This is a genomic window from Candidatus Neomarinimicrobiota bacterium, assembly GCA_036476315.1.
In the GTDB taxonomy this organism is placed as follows: Bacteria; Fidelibacterota; Marinisomatia; order Marinisomatales; family S15-B10; genus JAZGBI01.
The window spans coordinates 1-21,807 of sequence record JAZGBI010000086.1 but is presented as its reverse complement, the minus strand read 5'-3'; the positions used below and the strand labels follow the sequence as shown (position 1 = coordinate 21,807).

The 21,807-nt window shown below is 51.1% G+C and carries 15 protein-coding genes; 14 read left to right on the top strand and 1 reads right to left on the bottom strand.

The annotated features are described in order from the left end of the window. Positions 1-34: 34 nt before the first annotated feature. The 3 genes from V3U24_08625 to V3U24_08615 are packed head-to-tail and all read left to right on the top strand — an operon-like array spanning position 35 to position 5,365. Entirely contained in the window at positions 35-2,845 is a 2,811-nt protein-coding gene (locus V3U24_08625; protein ID MEE9167504.1) for a molybdopterin cofactor-binding domain-containing protein, read from the top strand. Between the two features lie 23 nt (positions 2,846-2,868). Beyond that, positions 2,869-4,014: an acyl-CoA dehydrogenase family protein gene (locus tag V3U24_08620; GenBank protein ID MEE9167503.1), complete on the top strand. Its 1,146-nt coding sequence runs from the start codon at positions 2,869-2,871 to the stop codon at positions 4,012-4,014. 13 nt (positions 4,015-4,027) lie between these two features. Next, positions 4,028-5,365 carry a pyridoxal phosphate-dependent aminotransferase gene (locus tag V3U24_08615; GenBank protein MEE9167502.1) on the top strand — a complete coding sequence of 446 codons (1,338 nt, stop codon included), beginning with the start codon at positions 4,028-4,030 and terminating at the stop codon, positions 5,363-5,365. A gap of 222 nt (positions 5,366-5,587) precedes the next feature. Here V3U24_08615 and V3U24_08610 read toward each other — a convergent pair whose 3' ends face one another. Further along, positions 5,588-8,389, bottom strand: coding sequence for a hypothetical protein (locus V3U24_08610; protein ID MEE9167501.1), 2,802 nt, complete (start codon positions 8,387-8,389; stop codon positions 5,588-5,590). 94 nt (positions 8,390-8,483) lie between these two features. On the opposite strand from V3U24_08610, the gene V3U24_08605 reads away from it, so the two are divergent. From V3U24_08605 to V3U24_08555, 11 genes are all read left to right on the top strand, one after another. Then, positions 8,484-8,657, top strand: a complete 174-nt coding sequence (locus V3U24_08605; GenBank protein ID MEE9167500.1) for a hypothetical protein — start codon at positions 8,484-8,486, stop codon at positions 8,655-8,657. 1,037 nt (positions 8,658-9,694) lie between these two features. Further along, positions 9,695-11,197, top strand: coding sequence for a hypothetical protein (locus V3U24_08600; GenBank protein MEE9167499.1), 1,503 nt, complete (start codon positions 9,695-9,697; stop codon positions 11,195-11,197). A gap of 211 nt (positions 11,198-11,408) precedes the next feature. Continuing rightward, positions 11,409-11,555, top strand: a complete 147-nt coding sequence (locus V3U24_08595; GenBank protein MEE9167498.1) for a hypothetical protein — start codon at positions 11,409-11,411, stop codon at positions 11,553-11,555. Continuing rightward, entirely contained in the window at positions 11,545-14,493 is a 2,949-nt protein-coding gene (locus V3U24_08590; protein ID MEE9167497.1) for a protein kinase, read from the top strand. Before V3U24_08595 ends, V3U24_08590 begins: the two co-directional genes overlap by 11 nt. A gap of 1 nt (position 14,494) precedes the next feature. Further along, positions 14,495-15,220: a protein phosphatase 2C domain-containing protein gene (locus tag V3U24_08585; GenBank protein ID MEE9167496.1), complete on the top strand. Its 726-nt coding sequence runs from the start codon at positions 14,495-14,497 to the stop codon at positions 15,218-15,220. Beyond that, positions 15,210-15,668 (top strand): ATP-binding protein, encoded by a 459-nt coding sequence (locus V3U24_08580; protein ID MEE9167495.1) that lies wholly within the window; start codon positions 15,210-15,212, stop codon positions 15,666-15,668. Before V3U24_08585 ends, V3U24_08580 begins: the two co-directional genes overlap by 11 nt. Beyond that, complete coding sequence (locus V3U24_08575) at positions 15,665-16,009, top strand: STAS domain-containing protein (GenBank protein ID MEE9167494.1); 345 nt, start codon at positions 15,665-15,667, stop codon at positions 16,007-16,009. The genes V3U24_08580 and V3U24_08575 overlap by 4 nt, the downstream gene beginning before the upstream one ends. 35 nt (positions 16,010-16,044) lie before the next feature. Further along, positions 16,045-17,325, top strand: a complete 1,281-nt coding sequence (locus V3U24_08570) for a GAF domain-containing SpoIIE family protein phosphatase (GenBank protein ID MEE9167493.1) — start codon at positions 16,045-16,047, stop codon at positions 17,323-17,325. Positions 17,326-17,562: 237 nt separating this feature from the next. Then, positions 17,563-18,594 carry a DUF5683 domain-containing protein gene (locus V3U24_08565; GenBank protein ID MEE9167492.1) on the top strand — a complete coding sequence of 344 codons (1,032 nt, stop codon included), beginning with the start codon at positions 17,563-17,565 and terminating at the stop codon, positions 18,592-18,594. Continuing rightward, entirely contained in the window at positions 18,581-19,120 is a 540-nt protein-coding gene (locus tag V3U24_08560) for a cohesin domain-containing protein (GenBank protein ID MEE9167491.1), read from the top strand. The genes V3U24_08565 and V3U24_08560 overlap by 14 nt, the downstream gene beginning before the upstream one ends. Continuing rightward, the coding region (locus tag V3U24_08555; protein ID MEE9167490.1) for an SBBP repeat-containing protein at positions 19,110-21,807 on the top strand (2,698 nt) is incomplete at its 3' end. The genes V3U24_08560 and V3U24_08555, both read left to right, overlap by 11 nt.

Sequence of the window (21,807 nt, the reverse complement as noted above, 5' to 3'; positions counted from 1 at the left end):
CTGCTAGCGTCTGTTTGTGGTGAGAGGAAAGGGAATGAAGGAAACGGGTGGCGGTAAAGAGTATGTCGTCGAGCTGGTGGTAAACGGCGACAGGCATAGTGTGCTGGTATCGGCGACGACGACCCTGGCATTCATCCTAAGGGAAGAACTGAATTTAACCGGAACGAAGATCGGATGTGGAGTGGGTGATTGCGGCGCGTGCACTGTACTTCTCGATGGAGAACCGGCCAATTCGTGTCTTCTGCTGGCATTGGAAGCCGAAGGGAGGGAGATTGTCACCATCGAAGGAACATCCGTTGATGGGGAGCTGCACCCTCTCCAGAACGCATTCATACAGGAAGGAGCCATTCAATGCGGTTTCTGCACGCCGGCCATGGTACTTACGGCCAGGGCATTGATTGACAGGAATCCTGATCCTACAAGAGATGAGATTGAAGAGGCGCTGGCGGGAACTCTCTGTCGATGCACGGGCTACGCCAAGATAGTGAAGGCGATTCAGCGATGGAAGGCTTACCAGAAAGTTTCCACCTTTGCGCCCGGGGTAGTGAAAGGGAACCCGGCCGTGGTGGGAGAACGGCTGCCGAGAAAAGATTCCCTGGTCAAGGTTACGGGACGGGCAACCTTCACCGATGATATCAGTCTGCCCAACATGCTTCATGGCAAGATTCTCACCAGTACCCTGCCCCACGCCCGAATAGTAAAGATCGACGCAAGAAAGGCTGAAGCACTTCCCGGTGTGAAGGCCATTCTGACAGGAAATGATGTGCCGGATGTACTTTATGGCGTGAGTCCGGCCCGTTATGATGAGCATATCCTGGCGAAGGAGAAAGTCTGTTATGTGGGAGATGAAATAGCCGCGGTGGCCGCGGTGGATGAGGAAACGTGTAGGAACGCGCTCGATTTCATAGAGGTAGAGTATGAAGAACTCCCCGCCGTTTTTGATGCCAGGGAGGCGATGAAAGAAGGTGCTCCGATCATTCTTGAGCGGTATCCGAACAACATCAATACAAAAGTTGAGTGGCATTTTGGGGATGTGGAGAAAGGCTTCAAGGAAGCCGATCTTGTTCTTTCGGATTCATACGTGGGGAACCGGACTTATCAGAATCCGATGGAACCCCATTGTGCAATTGCAGAGTGGGCCGGTGATGGGAGGCTCACCGTATATACCTCAACGCAGGTGGTTCATTATGTGCGCTATCAGCTTGCCCGGCTGCTGGACATGCCTCAGGGTGACATCCGTGTTATTGGGAACTACTGCGGCGGCGGCTTTGGTGGCAAAGCGGAGATCAATCCACTGGAGATTTGCGCGGCTCTCCTGGCGCGGCGAACGGGCAGACCTGTGAAGATGCGATACACGCGGGGAGAGATGTTTTATCACTGCCGCGGTAGGCACAAACAATTGATCGACCTGAAAATAGGAATGAAAAAGGACGGTACCATCACTGCTGTTCAGCAACAATCAATCCTCGAGGGCGGAGCTTACAGCTCCTTCGGTGTTATCGCTGCCTATTATTCCGGTGCCATGATTCCCACCCTTTACAAGATACCACATTTCAAGTATGACGGTTTTCGTGTCAACACGAATCTTCCCGCATGCGGAGCCATGCGAGGGCACGGGTGTCCCCACCCCAGATTTGCATTCGAAAGTCTCATAACAGATATGGCCCTTAATCTGGGACTCGATCCCATCGACGTGCGACTGAAGAATGCCATGACCCCGGACACTCGAACCGTAAACGATCTGAATATCGGTTCTTGCGAATTGAGGGCCTGCATTGAGGAAGTGAGGAGGAAAAGTGGATGGGATGAGAAAAAGGGAAGGCTTCCTTTTGGGAAAGGAATTGGCGTGGGATGCGGTGGGTTTGTGAGTGGGGCCGGATACCCCATCTACCGCTCAAAGTTTCCCCATTCCAATGCCACCATCAAGGTAAGTGAGGATGGAAATACGGTGATCCTTTATACGGGAGAGACAGATATTGGGCAGGGGTCTGTCACGGTTTTGGCTCAAATTGCGGCCGAGGCCATCGGAATCACTTATGATCGAATAAAAGTTGTGTTTGCAGATACAGACACAACGCCGCTAGGATTTGGATCGTATTCGTCGAGAGTCACCCTCATGGGCGGGAATGCGTCCAAAATGGCGGGGGAGGAAATCAGGAAACAGATCCTGAAAATGGCTTCCCATATGATGAATGTTCCGGTGAGTTCCCTTGACATAGAGCAGAATCGAGTCTATGATAAGGCCAGTGGTACGGGGGAGCTTGCCTGGGAGGAGGTAGCCGCCAACTGTTTTGCAGAAAGCGGTCCTTTGGTGGGTCGCGGCAATTATTCTCCTCCAGAAGGTCTGGGAGGGACTTTCAAAGGGGCGACGGTGGGTACGTCTCCCGCCTATTCTTTCTCGGCGTGTGTCTGTGAAGTCGAAGTGGATCTGGAAACCGGACACGTGAAAGTCGTGAAGTTTACAGATGCTCACGATGTGGGAACACCGATTAATCCCATGGCAGTGGAAGGTCAGGCCGAAGGGGCTGTCTCAATGATGTTGAGTGAAACGTTGCTGGAAGAGATGGTCTTCGATACAAAAGGGAAAATTCTCAACCCCAATCTGCATGACTATCTTGTGGCGACGGCGAAAGATGTTCCCCCCATCGATAGCAGCACCGTGAAGTCGTACGAACCGGAGGGACCCTTCGGGGCAAAGGAGGTGGGAGAAGGATCCACACTTCCGGTCATCGGTGCCATTGCCAATGCCATTCACGATGCCATCGGCGTCAGAATTAACGAGCTTCCTATTACGCCAGAGAAACTGCTCCGGGCGATGAGGGGGACAAAAGGAGGCGTGTCGTGACACAATTCATAGGCACTGATTTTATGAAACTTGAGGACCTTTTGTCTGAGGAAGAATTGGCCATTCAGAAGATGGCATATGATTTCGTAAAGACGGAATTCATGCCTCTTGTTCATGATCATTTCAAAAATGAAACATTTCCCGAAGACCTCATACCGAGGCTCGGTGAACTGGGACTCCTGGGAGCGAATCTCCCTCAGGAGTATGGATGCGCGGGAGTTAATAATGTGGCATACGGCCTCATCATGCAGGAGTTGGAGAGAGGGGATTCCGGCCTGAGGAGTTTCGCTTCAGTCCAGGGGGCTCTTGTCATGTATCCCATTTTCCAATATGGCAGTGAAAAGCAGAGGAATAGCTGGCTCCCTCGTCTGGCAAGCGGGGAAGCTGTGGGATGTTTCGGACTCACAGAGGCAGACTACGGTTCCAATCCTGCCGGCATGATGACCCGGGCAGAAAGAGACGGGTCGTCATACATCTTGAACGGTTCCAAGATGTGGATTACCAACGGCAGTCTTGCCGACATAGCGTTGGTGTGGGCGAAAGACGAGAATGATACGGTTCGCGGCTTTCTCTTGGAGAAGGAATTGCCGGGCTTCACGGCGAGAAAGATGAAGGGCAAGCTTTCTCTGCGGGCTTCCGATACGGCGGAGTTGGTTTTGGACGACTGCCGTGTTACCAAAGAACAGATGCTGCCTGGAGTGGAAGGCATGAAGGGTCCCCTCTCATGCTTGACACAGGCGAGGTATGGCATCGCATGGGGAGCGTTGGGCTCTGCCATGGCGTGCTATGAAACGGCTCTGTCCTATGCCAAGGATCGAATTCAGTTCGACAAGCCCATTGCCGCTTTTCAACTCACCCAGAAGAAGCTTGTGGAAATGGTCACGGAGATCACCAAAGCTCAGCTTCTGGTCCTCCAGTTGGGCAGGCTCAAAGATCAAGACCGGTCGCAACACGAGCAGGTATCGATGGCGAAGATGAACAATGTGGCCGTGGCCCGCGACATTGCCCGTTCCGCCAGGGAAATCCTTGGAGCAAATGGCATTATGGAAGATTATGACGTGATGAGGCATCTTATGAATATGGAGACGGTGTACACCTATGAAGGGACCCATGAGATTCACACATTGATCCTGGGATCCCATATTACGGGAATCGAAGCATTTCGATGACGGGTAGAAGGGGATGAAAACCGGCAACTTTTCACTTCCGTTGGATCGATCTCTTGTTGATGGAGTGCTCGGGGAAGGAGCCGTTGATCTTGCCCGTATTGGAATAAGGGAACTCCGTTCACTGGTAGATAGACTGTCGGCGCAGTCGGGGATCGAGTATCTTCGCTTCGAGTTCGGGATTCCGGGACTTCCTGCGGAAAGGATTGGACCTGAAGAAGAGATCAAGGTACTAAAGGAAAATGAAAGACTCCCTTCCACGTATCCCCCCTTCGATGGAATTCCCCGGCTCAAAAAGGCATCGGCAGTTTTCGCAAAGAAATTCCTTAACATAGATGTTTCCCCCGAGAACTGTGTACCAACGGTGGGTGCCATGCAGGGAGGCTTTATCAGTCAGGCCGTTGCCGGTCGCAGAAAGAAAGAATCCAGCACCATTCTCTATATCGATCCGGGCTTCCCTGTGAACAAATTGCAGACCAAGTTTCTTGGATTGAATTCCGAATCCATCGATCTTTATGATTGCAGGGGCACAAAGCTATTGAAAAAGCTGGAAGAGACTCTTTCATCCCGGAAAATAGGGGCCCTTCTCTGGTCAAATCCAAACAATCCAACCTGGTCATGCCTGAAAGATGAGGAACTCAAGGGAATAGGAAATCTCCTGACAGAATATGATGTTATTGGAATTGAAGATGCCGCCTATTTCGGAATGGATTTCCGGTCCGATTACAGTGTCCCTGGTGAACCTCCATTCCAGCCAACGGTGGCCCATTACACCGATAACTATTTCGTTATTATTTCGAGCTCGAAAATATTCAGCTACGCAGGGCAACGCATTGCAGTCACCATCATTTCACCGGGATTGATGAATAGAAGATACGCGAACCTCAAGCACTACTATGATACGGACATACTTGGATATGCCTTTATTTATGGAGGAGTTTACGCGACCACTGCCGGCGTTCCTCAGGCACCGCAACATGCCTTTGCGGCTTTTATGGAGGCAGCCTGTGACAGAAAATACAATTTCCTCAAGAAAGTGCGGCAGTATGGAGAAAGAGCCCACAAGGCGAAGCAGGTTTTTCAGTCCTACGGATTTGATCTCCTGTATAAGGACGACCTGGGAGAGCCAATCGCAGATGGGTTCTATTTCACGATCTGTCGTGAAAACATGACCGGGGAGGAACTGCTATACCACATGCTCTGTTTCGGACTTGCCGGAATTCCTCTCAAACCCACCGGCACCGTCCGCGAAGGGATAAGGATCTGTGTGTCCCTCCTTGACGAACACCAATACGGAGAACTGGAGAGACGTGTGTCTGCCCTGGACAAATATTTGAGGAGAGAATTCACGTAACGATAGTTCAGAGCACTTGCAGCGACCGGTTGGATCTCCTGTTCTTTACTTTTCCTCTGACAACTATTTGAGACCTCTTCTGTCTAACTGGCAGGAAGGAGAAATTCATGAGTCAGTTCAGACAAAAAACCAGAGTTGGTGTAGCCGATTGGTGGATCTTCATTTATCTCATGGCCACGGCGGTGAGTCCCCTTCTTCTGGTGTAGGACTTTCAGATCAACTTCACAACCCGAGCTTATATTGCAGTACCGGAACAGTTTTCCATTCCCGGTCTTTCGAGTGATAAAAAACTGCAACGCCCAGGCGCACCCGCACCTTCTGGAACAGATAACTGACCATCGTTGCCTGGACCCCCTTCGAGGACCGCTCTCCTTTAAGTAAATCATCTGGTTCCATCACTTTGTTCCAGCTCGATCCCCAATCATAAAAGAGCGCAGCATCCAGGAAGTCCACATATATGGGAAGAATAGGAATGCTCCATTCAAGATAGGCCACCGGAAAGACGTAGGCAAGCCGCAAGCGGAGTTGATGGCTCCTTTTATCGTCATTGTACCCTGTAGGTAAAGCTCCGTAGAACGGATAACTGAAGTTTCCTCCCCTGTTGTCTCGATTGTGATATCTTTGGGACAGGTGGATCTGGTGATGGGGTACCGGGCCAGGAAAGAATATGTCTGCCTGGTTAAAGAATTGTCGTCCGGTGAAATCGCTTCCCAAAGCGGGGATCGACCATCCAGCAAACAGGGATAGGAATAGAGCCTTGTGAGGCGCGATGTCCCGCGGAGCCTGTCCGGTTCTTGTCCAGTTGAGCCCCAGTCGTATCCCCCGGTAGGTTTGTGATTCTTCCAGAGATTGGTGCCTCATCCGGAAGAAGGGTTGGAAAAAGGTGGTATAGACATTTCTTTCGAGGAACAGGGGCAACGACAGGGCCACTTCAGCGCCTTTTTTCACCCACAACTTGTCGTCATTGTTTCGGTTACCCCCTTCTGGAAACGCGTATGTTCTCAGCTGGAATTCTGGCCAGAAACGACTGTAAGTGTAAGACCAGTCGATGAGGGGGCGGAACTCATTGGCGGTGAAGCCCAGACTGCCTTGCCAGGCATGACGGTGAAGAACATCCCTGCTCGTCACATACAAGCACAATGCCTGAAATTGTTCGAGGTTAAGAAAATAAGGAGACCATGCCTGTGGGAGAACCAACTGTGTCCACGGCCGGTAAGCCAAAGTTTGCTTATTCACTATTCCGGGTCGAGTGGAATCTTCATAAGAGGTTAGCTTCCCCTGGAAAATCATGGGATTGGCCGCTGGTTCAACATTCGCTCTCTTGATCCAACGCGTGGAATCGAGTGACATGGTAGCAATGGTAAAACCGGTGTGGGTGTAGACTGAAAAGGCCAATTCATCCCCCCCAGGGGAGACGTCGGGAGTAAAGGCTCCCAGGTTGGCGTCGGTCACCATCCATCTTTTCCCGGAAGCAACCTCAACGGCCCAGATATTAAAAACTCCCGATTCGTCGGAGGCATACAAAACGTATTTACCATCGGTGGACCAGCAAGGATTATTGTCGTGGTGACGATTGGGGGAATAGAGGTGGTCCCAGTATCCTGTTTTTGTGTTCAGAACCGCGATATTTTGTCTGTGGGCGGAATCTTTTACTGCCAGGGTGATGTGTTCTCCGTCGGGTGACCATCGGGGATTCAAAAGGGTTGCGCCGGGAATCTCCAGAAGAGTCTTGATATTCCCATTCTCCAGATCGACTGAGACGAGTCGAGTTATGGGTAGTAACGTTTGAACGGCCACGACTTGAGATTCGTCAGGCGATAGGTCCGGATTGAATATTCGGGCTTTTTCTGTCAGCGTTTGCATCTCCTTGGTTCCACGATCAAATACTCTGAGATCCGAATAGACTGTTGCCATAAACCGAGGGTGTGGATGCAGTTCTGACCATACGATGACATCCTTTCCCAGGGTAAAGCTATTGTCTTGCTTGGCGAGAATTCTTTGTACGATCCGCCGCTTCATGCCGGTGCGGTTGACCTCGGTGAGCTCCTCTAAGTCATCGAGACTCCTTCGATAGAACACGAGATGGTTCTCATCGCGCCACCTGGGTGAAAGCTGGTCTTCAGGAATGGTAGGCTGCTGCCAGATATCGATTTCCGGATAACGTGTTTCTCTAAAAGCCTGAGGGTCATGGAATTGTGTGATTAGTTCTTCATATATCTGTTGCGGTCTTTTTTTTGTGACCGATTTCACTGCGTGGCCAAATCCCAAGAATGGGAATTTTGAATATCGATCCAGTATCCCGGCCCATGCTTGGGAGCCGTATTGCCGGGTCACATAGAACGACAGGTAATAGCCTGAGATATACTGCATAGAGGTCTGTGGGGCTCGTTTACGACTGGGATAGCTCGTGTTTTCCAGTGGCCATGGGTTTCCAGCCCTTATGGGAGCCGCCATCTGCATCCAATGAAACGGTGTTCTACCCCTGCCTCCGGTCGTATAGCGCGTTTCATTGAGAGTGGCAATCCCCTCGGTAAACCATCTGGGCACAGTCTCCTGAAAGAGAGCACCGAAATCGCCAAAGAGAGGATAGGCAAGATTGGAAAGGCCTTCCCGTTTTCGCAGATGGACGATATGGGTGAACTCGTGAATGATGAGCAGTCGGAGCCAATCGCTTCCTGAACCGAAGGTGTTACTATGAGGCTCCGGGGGATATAATTCAATTCTCCAGGGGAGAGAGGAGACAACCCCTCCTGGAATGTCAGATCTCGTGTGCACCACCACATGGGTTACGCCGGGATGGTAATTGAGGGACTGGGAAATAGGGTGATAGACCTCTTCACAAAGCGCGGTCACCCTCATTCCCAATTCCTCGTAACCTGCGGGATGATGAACGAAGAAGTGTTCCGACGGGATGGTTCGCCAGTTCAGGTCGGGTTCATGATGTGCCCATCCCAGTTGTGCGTATGAAGACTGTGTCAGCAGAGACAGGCTTAACGCCGGAATGAGCATCCCTTTCATTTTCATCCCTCAACCACGATGAACTCCGGTGCAACATTAATCATGAAACCTCTCTGGAGCCACCTCTTCTTCGGAACACAATTCTCGAAGACCTTATGGCATGAAGGAAAGTTACACCAGCGAACTGGTCGAGAAATCTGAGAAAAGGACGCTGACCCGTCGCCGGGAATGCACCTTTTTCCGTCTGAACGGTCGGTCGGCGGAATCAAGAAAGTTGCAACAGCTGGAGGAAGCTGTCTGGATAGGCGAAAGAGAAGGAACCAACGCAATATAACGAATCATAAGAGATAGTTTTTTAAGAACTTACATGATTTTACTTGATTTATTCTTTCTTATGCAATACTATCCCCCATCTTGAAATACATAAAGGAGGTAGTCATGAAGAAAAGAATCATCGTGGTACTATCGGCGCTACTGTTCGGAGCTACGGCATGCTCCGATTTCGCGAACCCACTGTCAACCGATCCCTCTCAGACCTTTGATTCAGGTCCAAGCCAGAACGGGTCGGGACCCAGCCAGAACGGATCAGGACCAAGCCAGAATGGATCAGGACCAAGCCAGAATGGATCGGGACCCAGCCAGAATGGATCAGGACCAAGCCAGAATGGATCGGGACCCAGCCAAAACGGGTGATCTCAAGTTTGAGGGCATTGCGCAACGATGTTTCGTGTCACAATTCAACTTACCGGAAAAACTATGAGGAGGATGTTATGAGTTCAGGTACCAGCGAGCGGTGGTAAAATCTTCACCATAACGTCTTTATCTACAGATAGATAATTGGGCCCTTTGCCCGCTTAACTGTCTGCGTCCAGGGTCTGGCGCCCAGCGGGACGAGTATGTGCCGTTCTGTGACGGAACAGAGGGTGTAAATTTGCGGTTCCGTGACCGGCAGTGCGGGAAAGGTATGCAGTGTCGCATTCCTATTCCTTTAGCCTGATTAATTCATCCCGAAGCGTCGGGATGAATTAATCACCCTTCCCCGCATTCTACGGGATCTTCGATGGGCCGCATGTCCCGAAAACTCTCGGGACTGCCTGCCTGGCGGTCAGACAGGCGGGGTTAACCTCCCGCATAACTGCGGGACCAATTGGTGGATTATCCAGGTTAGAAGTCCTGACGTAAGGATTTCTTCATTAGACTGCGAAAGAGATAATCAAAGGTTATCATGATGCTTGTTCATAAACTAATTTTTCGTTATACTATGGCACTTTTGAAGTTATGCGGAAAAAGCACGCCAGAGGCGTGACAGAAGCAACACTGTTTATGGGAGTAAATTAAGACCGGGGTCATACCAGACCCCGAGGAGGAATCATGACAACGGACAGTCTCGTCATTAGTGATATCAGAAACTTTATCCCCTGGAAAAAAGTAACCATTCCGCCCCAGGAATTGATCGAAGGATTTCACATAAATCTGTATCTGGATAAGACGGAGGAAGCCTATCGGTTAAACCTTCTGACGAAGGAAAATGCGCTGGGTGACCTAATTCATGTGCTGGAACTGGACGATCCTAATCTCAGCGGCGTTGCGTGGGCTTGTCTCGGGGGAATACATACCTTCAACGGCAATTACAGGAAGGCCTTCGCCGCGTTTCATATTTCACTGGACCAATCGGTCGTGAATGATGTAAAGGCATATGTTTTTACGGAGCTTTCCAACTTGTTACGAAAACTCGGGTATTTGAGGGAGGCAGTGTCTCTTCTGGAAACTGCCTTAACGATGACCAGGAATCCAAGATTGAAATGGCGCATTAGGACTTACATCGGATTGTCCATCAACTACACCGATCCCGACCGGTCGTTACAGCTACTCGCGAAGTCTGTGGACCATTACAAGGAAACCGGTGAGAATTTCCGACTCAGTACGGTTCTGAGGCATATGGGGTCAATATGTGTGCACGTTAGAGACTTCAAGGAAGCGGAGAAGTACCTCGATGAAGCTATGTCCGTTGCCGTGGAACACGGCCTGACTGATCATCAACACGAAGTCATCAACGATAAAGGATGGATGTTGATTCAGCAGGGATCCTATGACGAGGCCAAGGCGCTTTTTGAAAAGTATATTCGTAATGGACTTTCCCCCTACCTCCTGGGACTTGCCCTGCAGAATACTGGTTTCCTCGAATTCGAACGTCAAAACTATCGTGAAGCCATCAAATTCCACGGCCAGTCACTCCAGCTTACCACTCGATATGAAATGCGCGATATGGCATTTGAAGACTATTATAAGCTTGGGCTCTGTCATGAAATGTTAGGAGATATCGGCCTGGCTGATCACTTCTATTCCCTGGGATACAGGGAACTGGAAAAAGAACTTGATCTGGGACTGCCCGTCCTGGGTTACCGGAAACGTTTACTGGAAACCTACGTCAAATTCTTGAGGAGAAATCAAGAGATTCCACGCATTGACGTGCAGGAAAAAATCTTTGACTTCGCCATGGGCAAGACGTTGAAAGAAATTCGCAACGTGTTCCACAAGAATCTCTTCAGTTTGCAGCTTCTCCGGACAAAACATGCTCCCGAGCTGTGTCGAACTCTCAAGATCAATACACGCACATACTTCCTCTATCAGAAGAAGTTGGGATTGAAGCGAGGGAAGCCTCTGGATCGCCCCTTTGAAGGGGATGTCTACTTCGATGAGTATATCGAATCATTGGGCTCGCTCACCTGGAAACAGGCAAACAAGAGGTTTGAGGCTGATCTGTTTTTATTCCTTCTGGGAAAATACCAGCACAGCAAGAAAAAGCTGGCTGAAGTACTCGGGGTATCTTATGCCCTCGTGTCAATGAAAACGAAACCTCAACATCTTGCATGATGCGTTAAGTCTCTCTCCTTTATTCCATCCTACCCTCAAAGAACCCCTCACAACGCTTTTCGTGAAAGCGAAAACCATCTTTGAATTTGTTGTGTTTTAGCTGACTTGGTTCCATATTTCCTCTGAACATTGTAAACTTTTCCCCAGGAATTATGCAATTAGGGTCCGATGCCCGACTGTGGCGAACGGTGAGGACCCCTGGTCGGAAACGATGATCCACCAAGAAGACAGGGGACAGGTCAGCAAAACTGTTTCCCATTATGAGATCCTCCAGAAGCTGGGTGAGGGGGGAATCCCGCCGTTGCGGGATCCCGCAGGCCCCGCAGGAAACACGGTGATAATGATCTATGATCGGTAAGACAATATCCCACTACGGGATACTAGAAGAACTGGGCCGTGGCGGGATGGGTGTAGTGTACAAGGCCGAAGACACCAAACTCAAGCGCGCCGTCGCTCTGAAGTTCTTGCCACATCATCTTCTTGCCAGTGAAGACGATAGGGTTCGCTTCCTTCACGAAGCCCAGGCAGCATCTGCCTTGGGTCATCCAAATATCATGACCATTCATGAGATTGACGAAGTGGATGAGGAAACATTCATCGTGATGGAATACGTGGAGGGTGAAACTCTCAAAGACAAGCTGGAAAAAGGGCCTTTCAAGACTAAGGAGGTCTTAAAGATTGCCATTTCTGTGGCAGACGGTCTAAATGCGGCTCATAACCAGGAGATTGTCCACCGGGACATCAAGTCTGAGAACATTATGATTTCCAAAGACGGTCTGGTTAAGATCATGGATTTCGGTTTGGCCAGGCGGAAAGGGGAGACAAGAGTAACGAAGGAAGGGTCTACTCTGGGAACATTAGCTTACATGTCCCCTGAACAGGCAGAAGGGTCTGAAGTAGATCATCGCAGTGATCTCTTTTCGTTTGGCGTGGTGATGTACGAAATGGCCACTGGTCAGCTTCCGTTCAAAGGAGAGCATGATGCCGCTATTCTTTATGCGATTGTGAACGAGGCCCCTCTGCCTGTCAGTACGTTGAATCCCAACATTCCCAATGAGCTCGATCGGATCATCCACAAGGCGTTGGAGAAGGATCCGGAAGATCGTTATCAACACGCAGACGACCTGGCGGCAGATTTGAAGAAGTTGAAAAAAGACATTGAAACGGGGAAAACAACTACTATTACCACAGCGATTCCCGTGCCCAGGGTCGAGGAGAAAAAACCAGTTAGGCGTGCTCCCGCCTATATCCTTGCTGCAGCTGTGGTTGCAGTTCTACTGATATTTGGGATACAGAGACTATTAAAGAGAGGTGTCGAACCAATAACTGCTATTCAAGAGAATTCTCTGGCAGTACTATACTTCGAGAACCTTGGAGATCCTGAAGACAGTCAGCGGCTGGGTCAAATCCTGCAGGAGCTCATTATAGCCGATCTATCAGAAGTCGCGTCCCTGAAGGTATTCAGCAGTCAGCGGCTTTTTGACATACAGAAACAATTGGGGTCAAGAGATCGAAGGAAGATCGATCCAGAGATCGCCACGGAGGTGGCAAAACAGGCCGAAGCGGAGACGATGCTCATGGGAAAGTTGATACAAGCCGGCGGGGAACTGATCTTGACCTCTCAACTCGTGGATGTCCTGACGGGGACAGTAGCTAGGTCCCAACGGGCTGACGGGACCGACATTTTTGCAATGGTGGACGACCTGGCGGTACAGATACGGAACGATTTGAATCTGCCAGCTACGACGGTGGATAGAGTGGATGTCGCCGTGAAAGAAAAGACAACTTCCTCGGTCGAGGCGTACCAACACTATCTGGAAGGCGTTGATTTACTCAACAGACTAGAGTTTGATGATGCTATCGTTCGGTTCCAGAAAGCTGTCTCCGTCGACGCCACTTTCAATCAGGCATACTACAAGATGGCCATTGCCCAGTGGTGGTCTGCTTCAGGATTAGGAGTGGCCACGGACCAACAGGCAGAAGAATCCCTTTCCCACATCCTTTCCGGCAGCCGAGACATTCCTCGAAAGGATAGACTGCTTGTTGAGGGAGTGCTGGCATTCATAAGACGCCGCATCAGCGAAGGTGAGTCCATCTTTAAGACATTGGTCAAGGACTATCCTGACGAGAAAGAGGGGTGGTATGGTTTGGGCGAGGCCTATTTTCACGGGTCCGGAGAGAATTTGAAGGCACTTGATGCCTTCGAACAGGCTCTCAAATTAGACCCCGAATTCAAGCTGGCGTACCGCCATATCTTTGATATTTACTACCAATCGGGAATGTTTGACCGGGGTATCGAGGTGGTCGAGCACTATATCAGTCTGTACCCTGACGAACCATCGGGCTACGGTCAGGTTGCCCTTATGTATCGCGGCAAAGGGGAGTTTGAATTGGCACGCGAAGCTTACCAAAGAGGTCTCTCATTGGATCCGGAAGCGTATTCTCTCATCAATGGCCTGGGTTATGCGTACCAACTTACGGGTCAGTATGATCAGGCACTGAAGCAGTATGCCAGGATGGTTCGGCCCGAAGTTCCCCTCACCTGGCAGGAAACAGGAAGAAACTCGATCAGTGATCTCTATCAAGAACAGGGACAGTACAGGAAGGCACTGGAGGATTTGAGTGAAACTCTTGTCATTTCCAAATCTATCGGTAAAGATACTGAGGCCAACACAATTATCTGGCAGGCTCTGTTATTCCATTTCCTGGGAGATACAACCACTGCTCTAACTCTGCTGGACAGTGCCCTGGCAGTGAATCCGGGGCTTGATTTGGTACTTCTCGCCTACTACTGGGAAGGAGCACTCCATGCACGGTGGGGAAAGGTTAAGGCGTTATCTGATGTTATTGATACGGTAAGCCAAATCATTGAACGAGAGGACATTACTTCCTGGACCAAATTCACATACAATGCGTTGCTCATAGAGCGTTTTGAACTTCTGGGGGAGGTGGATCGGGCCCTCCTGGAATGTGATAATCTGAAGAATTCCAAGGTTTGGCGGGACTTCTATCTTCACAAACAGGCTATGCTCCATCTGGCGAGAAAGAATTACAGTCAGGCTCTTACCATAACGCGGGAGATGGAGGAGCCGTCCGTCTCCCGAAACGTGCATAGCTTCGTCTATCCCGTAGTGTTCTACGCGCGAGGGAGGATTTACGAAGCAATGGGAGAGCTCGATCTGGCGAGAGAGAATTATGAAAAATTGCTGGGCCTCTGGCAGTATGCAGACCAGGAAATAGTGGAACTACAGGACACCAGAAGGCGCCTATCGCGCATAATGAGACTTCAAGGATGAAATGAGGCTGTCGTTTTCCGGCAATTCTGACATCGGTCTCGTTAGGAAAGTGAACCAGGATCGGTGGTCCCACATTCACTGTGACTGGGGCGATCTCTTCGTGGTAGCCGATGGATTGGGTCATGAAGAGGGGGGACAATTTGCGAGCCAGTCAACGGTTGATCAATTGAAAGAAAGATTCTCCGAAAGAGATCCTGAAGACACACCCGGTTTTCTCCAGAAAGTCCTCACAGAGATAAATGAAGCGATTTTCCGAGAAAAAGTCGGTGTTTACCGTAAAGCTATGATGGCGTCGACCTGCGTGGCGCTGGTCATTCAGGAGGAGAGTGCATACCTTGCCCATGTGGGAGACAGCCGGGCTTACTATTTACACGATGGTGAATTGATGCAACTTACCAAGGACCAGTCCCTGGTTCAGGAAATGGTCGATGAGGGGCTTATTTCGAAAGAACAGGCGGAAAGTCATCCCAACAAGAATATTGTCACGGAAGCGCTGGGGGCTCAGGCCGACGTCAATGTTAACATCAGGGAAGAGTCCCTTAGCCTGTCTCCCGGCGACCGGTTTCTCCTCTGCTCGGACGGACTATGGGGCTCAGTCTCCAGGAATCGACTCCATGAGATTCTGGCTCATGAGGGGCCTGATGATGCTGTGGCGGAATTCATCGACCTCGCCAGACAGAACGGTGGGGCTGACAACATTACGGTCCAGGTGATATATGTCGGCTAGTCCCGTTTACAGGATCACCATTTCGTCAAGCCGGAAGCACTTCCATCAAACCCGGGAACTGATCCATTTTATCTCAAGGCAGCACGGTCTGGGTAATTCGGACGCGGACCTGGTGGAGATGGCCGTGTCGGAAGCCTGTCACAATGTGTTGCGTCACGGCAGCACCACGGAAGATCAAGCCCGGTGTCATCTGGAGATCCGGATCGACGAAAAATCCATCAAGGCAGTAATTAGAGACAAGGGAGAGGTATTTGAATTTGATAGTATTGAACCGTTTGACATCAACCAGGACTTCATGCAATACAAGAATGGCGGACTTGGAATTCCCCTCATGAAAGTGTTGATGGATGATGTGCGCTATGAGAGAAAACCAGAGAACATAAATGAGCTCACGTTGATTAAATACCTTAAGCCAAGGACCAAAAAAGAGAGGAAGAGATCGGGATGAAAATAAAAGAGAGCACTAAAGGCGATGTTACTGTATTGACCCTTTCCGGCAGGATGATTAACGGTCCGCAGAGCGTCCTCTTGCATCCGTACATAAAGGATCTCATTGAAAAAGGTCAAAAGGAGATCGTGGTGGACATGGGAAAGGTGAAATGGTTTAGCAGTACCGGGCTCGGGTCGTTGCTTGCTTCCTACACTTCCCTGCGTAATGCAGGGGGGGATTTGAAGATCGCCCGTCCTACCAGAAAGATCTACAGCGTCTTCATGGCAACGCAACTCATCCAGGTGTTCCAGAGCTTCGAGACGGTGGAGAAGGCTGTGGAGAGTTATAAGAAAGAGTAGGCGGTTGAGCGACCCGTTCACCAGGGAGAAGGGAAATGACCACACGGCTTGACGAACTCCAGCGACTGCGCAAAGCAGTAGAGGAACTCGCCATATTGAACGAAATCGCCCTTGCTGTCGGTAGCGCCCGGGAGCTGGACGATGTGGTGGAACTCATTATTCAGAAGTGTGTGAAGCACCTGAAGGTGGAACAGGGTGCAGTCTTATTGCTTGACGAGGAAGTACCAGACAGTCCTTTCCGAACCATGGTCCGCAAGATGGAGTCCAGGTCAGATATAGTTCCTTACCATTTCGGCGTTCAACTTTCGGGCTGGATGCTGAAAAATCAGGTCCCCCTTCTTGTTACTGACTTTCAGAAGGATGATCGCTTTCGTGGCACGGCTAAACAGGACTTTCCAGTTCGATCGCTATTGAGCGTCCCGCTTCGGCTGAAAGGCCATATGATCGGTCTGTTGAATGTGTTCAACAAGCGGGGGGAAGAAGGCTTCAGTGCGGAAGATCAGCGGCTGCTATCCATCATTGCCACCCAATCTGCGCAGGTCATTGAGAATGCCCGTTTATATGAAGAAGAACAGCAGCTCCTCCGCATGGAACAGGAGTTGAGGGTTGCCTATGAGATTCAGATGCATTTGCTGCCCCATGAAAATCCGCGAATTGCCGGGTATGACATTGCCGGTAAGAGTATCCCGGCCCAGGAAGTGGGGGGTGACTACTACGATTTCATTCCCGTGAATGACCGGGAACTGGCACTCTGTTTGGGCGATGTATCCGGGAAGGGATTTCCAGCGGCGCTACTCATGGCAAACGTTCAGGCCACGCTCCGGGGTCTCACGCGTCCCACTCACTCTTGTGCTGAGTGCATCGAGCGGTCAAACGAACTGCTCTGGCAGTCTACAGACGTTCAAAAATTTGTGACCCTGTTCTACGGGATTCTCGATCCCGAAGAGAGTCGAATGCGTTACGTCAATGCCGGTCACGATAATCCCATTCTCTTTTCACGTAAGGATGATCCCAGACGTCTGGCTACGGGGGGAATTGTCCTGGGGTTTATGCAGGATTCATCCTTTGAAGAAGACTCGATCTCCTTTGCTCCCGGTGACGTGCTTGTGGTTTATTCAGACGGAGTGACTGAAGCCATGGATGCCCATGAGGAAGAATTCGGGGAAGAACGTCTTGAGGAGGTTGTGAAGGACAACTTGGACGTTTCCTCGGAGGAGCTCATTGATGGAATTGTCTCGGCTGTTCGGTCCCATGCTGGCGACGCCCCCCAGATGGATGATATTACTCTGGTGGTCGTTAAGAGAAACAAGGAATGATCCTTCCTCTCGTAATGACGCCAGACTTGTAGCGGTTTTTGGGGAACACCACACCGGGTTGCAGGTTAGCACTCCCACGAAGACTATCGATTTTGTGGCGCGTGGATACACCGATTTTGCATATCTCTCCCGTGACTCTGGCGTGTTTTAGCACCGATCGTGCGGACAGTTTTTTGTTGCGTTTGAATTACTCGTGTTTAAACTTCAATTAAGGGTGCTTTCATTAGTTCTGATCTCATGAAATATTTCAAGGACATCTGGTCATCGGTGTTTTGGAGAGGCCCGCTCGGACCAGCTACGTCCATTCTGCCTGTGCTCACACTCATTTTTTCGGCTGTTTGTGCCCAAGATACCCGTCCCACTGTGGCTGTGGTGGATTTTGAGGGGAGGGGTATCTCCCAGCTTGAAGCCCAGACATTGACGGACCGCTTCAGGAGCTCAATCGCCAATACCGGTGGCGTGCGGTTAGTCGAACGGAGAATGATGGAGGAGGTTCTTCAGGAGCAGGGCTTTCAGCAAACGGGCTGTACTAGCGATGAATGCGCTGTTGAAGTGGGACAACTTCTCGGCGTCCAGCAGATGTTTGGTGGCGCCATTGGGAAGGTTGGTGAGACTTTCACAATCGATGCCAGAATGATCTCAGTAGAAACGGGTGAGTCTATTCGCACGAGAAATGTCTCTTACGTAGGCCAGGTGGATGGTTTGATCATTGAGATTGAATTCCTTGCATATCAGATGGTTGATATGGAGCCACCTGAGGAGCTGATAGAACGCCGAAAGTTAGGAGCCAAATCTTTTGCAGGTGCCCAGCCGGTTCCTGTGGTAAAGACGAGAATGGGAGCCATGATGAGATCGCTGGTCTTCCCAGGGCTTGGACAGTTCTATGCAGAGAAGACAATGTGGGCGTTTGGATGGATACTCTCCGAGCTCGCTGTAGGTGGACTTACTTATGTCAGTTACACCGCTTATCAGTCAGCAAACGATGATTATGATGTCTTTCAAACCGAATATAACAATGCAACTGACCCACAACTCGTTGCCGACTACAAGGCTAAGGCAAAAGACAGCCTTAACGAGATGACAACAGCTAATGACCAGATAACGATGCTGGCGTACGCTGCAGCAGGTCTTTGGCTGGGGAATGTGATCCATGCCTATTTGGTTGGACCAAGATTAACTGATCAGGCCAACTCGTCTACCTCTCTTCAATTCGCCTTTGATCCCAAACATCAACAAGCACAACTGAGGCTGTCCATTGCGCTGGATTAAGTGGGCATTGCCGGCCGGGGTGGTTCTCATTCTCAGCTGCGAGGTTCCCACAGGGGAATTTGAGAACCCTCTGGATATTGAGGCAGCTGAAGAAGAAGGGATCCTGCCCCCTGCTCTTGTTTTCTTTCCCGATAGTATCTCTGTCAACACGGGCAACAGTGTCAGTATCCGGGTGTTTGCCATGGAGGTAGACAGCATGACGGGTGCTCACATCCAGTTAACCTATGACAATGCGAACCTGTCATTGACCTCTGTGAAGCCCGGGGATTTCCTTGAGGGAAGCGGCCCTCCGCTGTTCTTCTATGAAGATGACCCGGCATCAGGCATTCTTGACATCCATACGATCTACCTGGGAACCGACAGCGCTTCTGTTTCGGGCACGGGTAGTCTGGCGAACCTTGTGTTCGGCACGACGGCGCAGGGCGAGTCGACCCTTCAGTACACCCAGGTGTGTGAACTCGTAGATCAGGATGGTGACGTTATCGAGATTCTGGGTTTTGGTAAGGGGGTGATCGTTGCAAGGTAGGATAGCGGTTCTCGTCTGGCTCCTGACTGTAGGTTCCATGGCGCTCGGATCGACGGAGGATGCGAGCATCCCGCACGAAGCGTTCCTGTCGTTCTTGCAGCCGGCAGATCAGGACGCCCTACGCAATACAGCGGAAATAGGGAAGAACTACTTTCCATTACCCACTCTACTCGGTATCAAGCAGCCCAGGTGGATCCCCCCAGAGACGATGAGATGGTCCATACCGGAAAGGCCTAGGGATGTGATCCCTGAAGTAACGGACCAGTTGAGTCATGCAAACAGGCCTGTCTTCGTGGAAAACCGTGGCCAATGGCCTGAAGTGGTGAGATATCAGGTTAGACTTGGGGGTATGGTTGCCTGGATCACCGATTCGGGAATCGTGTATGACTTCTACCGTGTGGAGAGTGGAGGAGAAGCGGGTGATCTAAAGCATTCGCACAGTCCACCGTGGGAACGTGAGACTCTTGAGGGGATCCGCCGGGTCGGTCATGTGGTAAGGATGGAGTTTGAAGGAGGGCTGGCTAGCGAGGTTGCAGGCCGTGGTCTTTCCCAGGCCTATCACAATTACTTCATCGGCAACGACCCCTCCAGGTGGGCCAGTTTCGTTCCTCTGTTTCAAGAGGTGGTGATGGAGGAGGTCTACCCGGGCATCAGTGCGAGGGTACACATGGACGGTGGGTACCTGAGGTATGACTTGGTGGTAAAGCCAGGCGCGGACCTGGCCCAGGTGAGGCTGCGTTTTGATGGGCCTGAGGATGTCTGGATGACCCGGGAAGGGGACCTGGCTCTGGGCACGAGCCTTGGTGTCGTTATACACGGTCAGCTATTGGCATACCAGGAAGCAAGCGGTGGAAAGGAAGAAGTGCCAGGAAGGTTTGTGTTGAGGGAGGATGGTTCTGTTGGATTTGAAGTGGAGACCGCTTACCCACATCTGGCTCTTGTCATTGATCCCCTTATCTACTCCACCTTCCTGGGGAGTAGTGCATCCGACAAGGCCCAGTCCCTGGCATTGGACACCAGTGGCAATGTCTACGTGACCGGGTATACGTATTCAAGCAGCTTTCCCACCACATCCGGGGCCTATGACACGTCGCACCCGGGTGGAAGTTACGATGCCTTCGTAGCTAAGTTGAGTTCAACCGGCGGCAGCCTTGTCTACTCCACTTTCCTGGGGGTCGGCGGTAGTGATTTCGGTCGTTCGCTGGCGGTGGACAACAGCGGTAACGTCTACGTCACTGGTTGGGCCGGCTCAGGTTTTCCCACCACGTCCGGTGCATATGACACGTCCTGGAACGGTGGGTCGTACGACGTTTTCGTAGCCAAGCTGAACTCAACCGGCAGTAGCCTCATTTACTCTACTCTTCTAGGGAGCGGCAGTGGCGATGTTGCTATGTCGCTGGCGTTGGACACTAGCGGCAACGCCTACGTGACTGGCTATACGAATTCCACCGACTTTCCGACCACATCCGGAGCCTATGACACCTCCCACAACGGAAGTCAGGATGTTTTCATAGCTAAGCTCAACTCAACCGGCACGAGCCTCATCTACTCTACTTTCTTAGGGGGAAACAGTAACGATCTTGGTCAGTCGCTGGCGTTGGACACTAGCGGCAACGCCTACGTGACTGGCTATACGAATTCCACCGACTTTCCGACCACATCCGGAGCCTATGACACGTCCCACAACGGCGCCTACGATGTCTTCGTGGCGAAGCTGAACTCAACCGGAACTGGCCTGACCTACTCCACCTTCCTGGGGGGGAGTGGTGTAGATTGGGGCCTTTCCCTTGCATTGGACACAAGCGGAAACTCGTATGTGAGCGGATACACCGAGTCCTCAAGCTTTCCCACCACATCCGGGGCCTATCAGACATCTTTCGGCGGTCCCAGGGACGTTTTCGTGACGAAGCTGAACTCAACCGGCACCAGTCTGATCTATTCTACGTTCCTAAAGGGGAGCACAACAGATACTGGACGTTCGCTGGCGGTGGACTCCAGTGGAAACGCCTACGTGACTGGGTCCACACAGTCCACAGACTTCGGGACCACATCTGCAGCCTATGACACGACTCTCTTCGGGACGGCCGATGTTTTCGTAGCCAAGCTGAATTCAAGTGGCAGCGGCCTTGTCTACTCCACCCTTGTAGGAGGTGGTAGTAACGAAGTTGGCTATTCACTGGCATTGGACGCCAGTGGCAATGTGTACGTGACCGGGGATGTGTATTCGACCGACTTTCCGACAACGTCCGGGGCCTATGATAGGTTCCACAACGGCCAAGACGACGTCTTCGTGCTGAAGCTGAATCCAGTGGAGGAGAGTGCTCCATCGGCAGGTTCCGCGGTGGTATCTGACGGCGTGGCTGCGGACGTTGACTACCAGAACTCGGCCTCAACGATTCAGGCGAACTGGAGCGGTTTCACCGACAACGTGGGTGTTACCTCGTATGAGTGGGCCATCGGCACAACCTCCGGTGGGACAGACGTGCAGGACTGGACTAGCGCAGGTAGTAGCACTTCCGCCTCGGCGTCTTCCCTGAGCTTAACAGATGGGACGACGTATTACGTGTCGGTTCGTGCCAAGGACGCCGCAGGCAACACAAGCTCAGTCGTTACGTCTGACGGGGTGACGGTGGATGTCACAGTTCCTACCGTAACCATCTCCTCGACTGTTTCTTCTCCCACAAACA

Excerpts from the sequence above, each read along its gene's own strand:
- V3U24_08595 (MEE9167498.1), top strand. The coding sequence starts at position 11,409 with ATGATCCACCAAGAAGACAGGGGACAGGTCAGCAAAACTGTTTCCCAT.
- V3U24_08580 (MEE9167495.1), top strand. The coding sequence starts at position 15,210 with ATGTCGGCTAGTCCCGTTTACAGGATCACCATTTCGTCAAGCCGGAAG.
- V3U24_08565 (MEE9167492.1), top strand. The coding sequence starts at position 17,563 with ATGAAATATTTCAAGGACATCTGGTCATCGGTGTTTTGGAGAGGCCCG.
- V3U24_08570 (MEE9167493.1), top strand. The coding sequence starts at position 16,045 with ATGACCACACGGCTTGACGAACTCCAGCGACTGCGCAAAGCAGTAGAG.
- V3U24_08610 (MEE9167501.1), bottom strand. The coding sequence starts at position 8,389 with ATGAAAATGAAAGGGATGCTCATTCCGGCGTTAAGCCTGTCTCTGCTG.
- V3U24_08625 (MEE9167504.1), top strand. The coding sequence starts at position 35 with ATGAAGGAAACGGGTGGCGGTAAAGAGTATGTCGTCGAGCTGGTGGTA.
- V3U24_08605 (MEE9167500.1), top strand. The coding sequence starts at position 8,484 with ATGAAGGAAAGTTACACCAGCGAACTGGTCGAGAAATCTGAGAAAAGG.
- V3U24_08575 (MEE9167494.1), top strand. The coding sequence starts at position 15,665 with ATGAAAATAAAAGAGAGCACTAAAGGCGATGTTACTGTATTGACCCTT.
- V3U24_08615 (MEE9167502.1), top strand. The coding sequence starts at position 4,028 with ATGAAAACCGGCAACTTTTCACTTCCGTTGGATCGATCTCTTGTTGAT.
- V3U24_08590 (MEE9167497.1), top strand. The coding sequence starts at position 11,545 with ATGATCGGTAAGACAATATCCCACTACGGGATACTAGAAGAACTGGGC.
- V3U24_08585 (MEE9167496.1), top strand. The coding sequence starts at position 14,495 with ATGAGGCTGTCGTTTTCCGGCAATTCTGACATCGGTCTCGTTAGGAAA.
- V3U24_08620 (MEE9167503.1), top strand. The coding sequence starts at position 2,869 with ATGAAACTTGAGGACCTTTTGTCTGAGGAAGAATTGGCCATTCAGAAG.
- V3U24_08600 (MEE9167499.1), top strand. The coding sequence starts at position 9,695 with ATGACAACGGACAGTCTCGTCATTAGTGATATCAGAAACTTTATCCCC.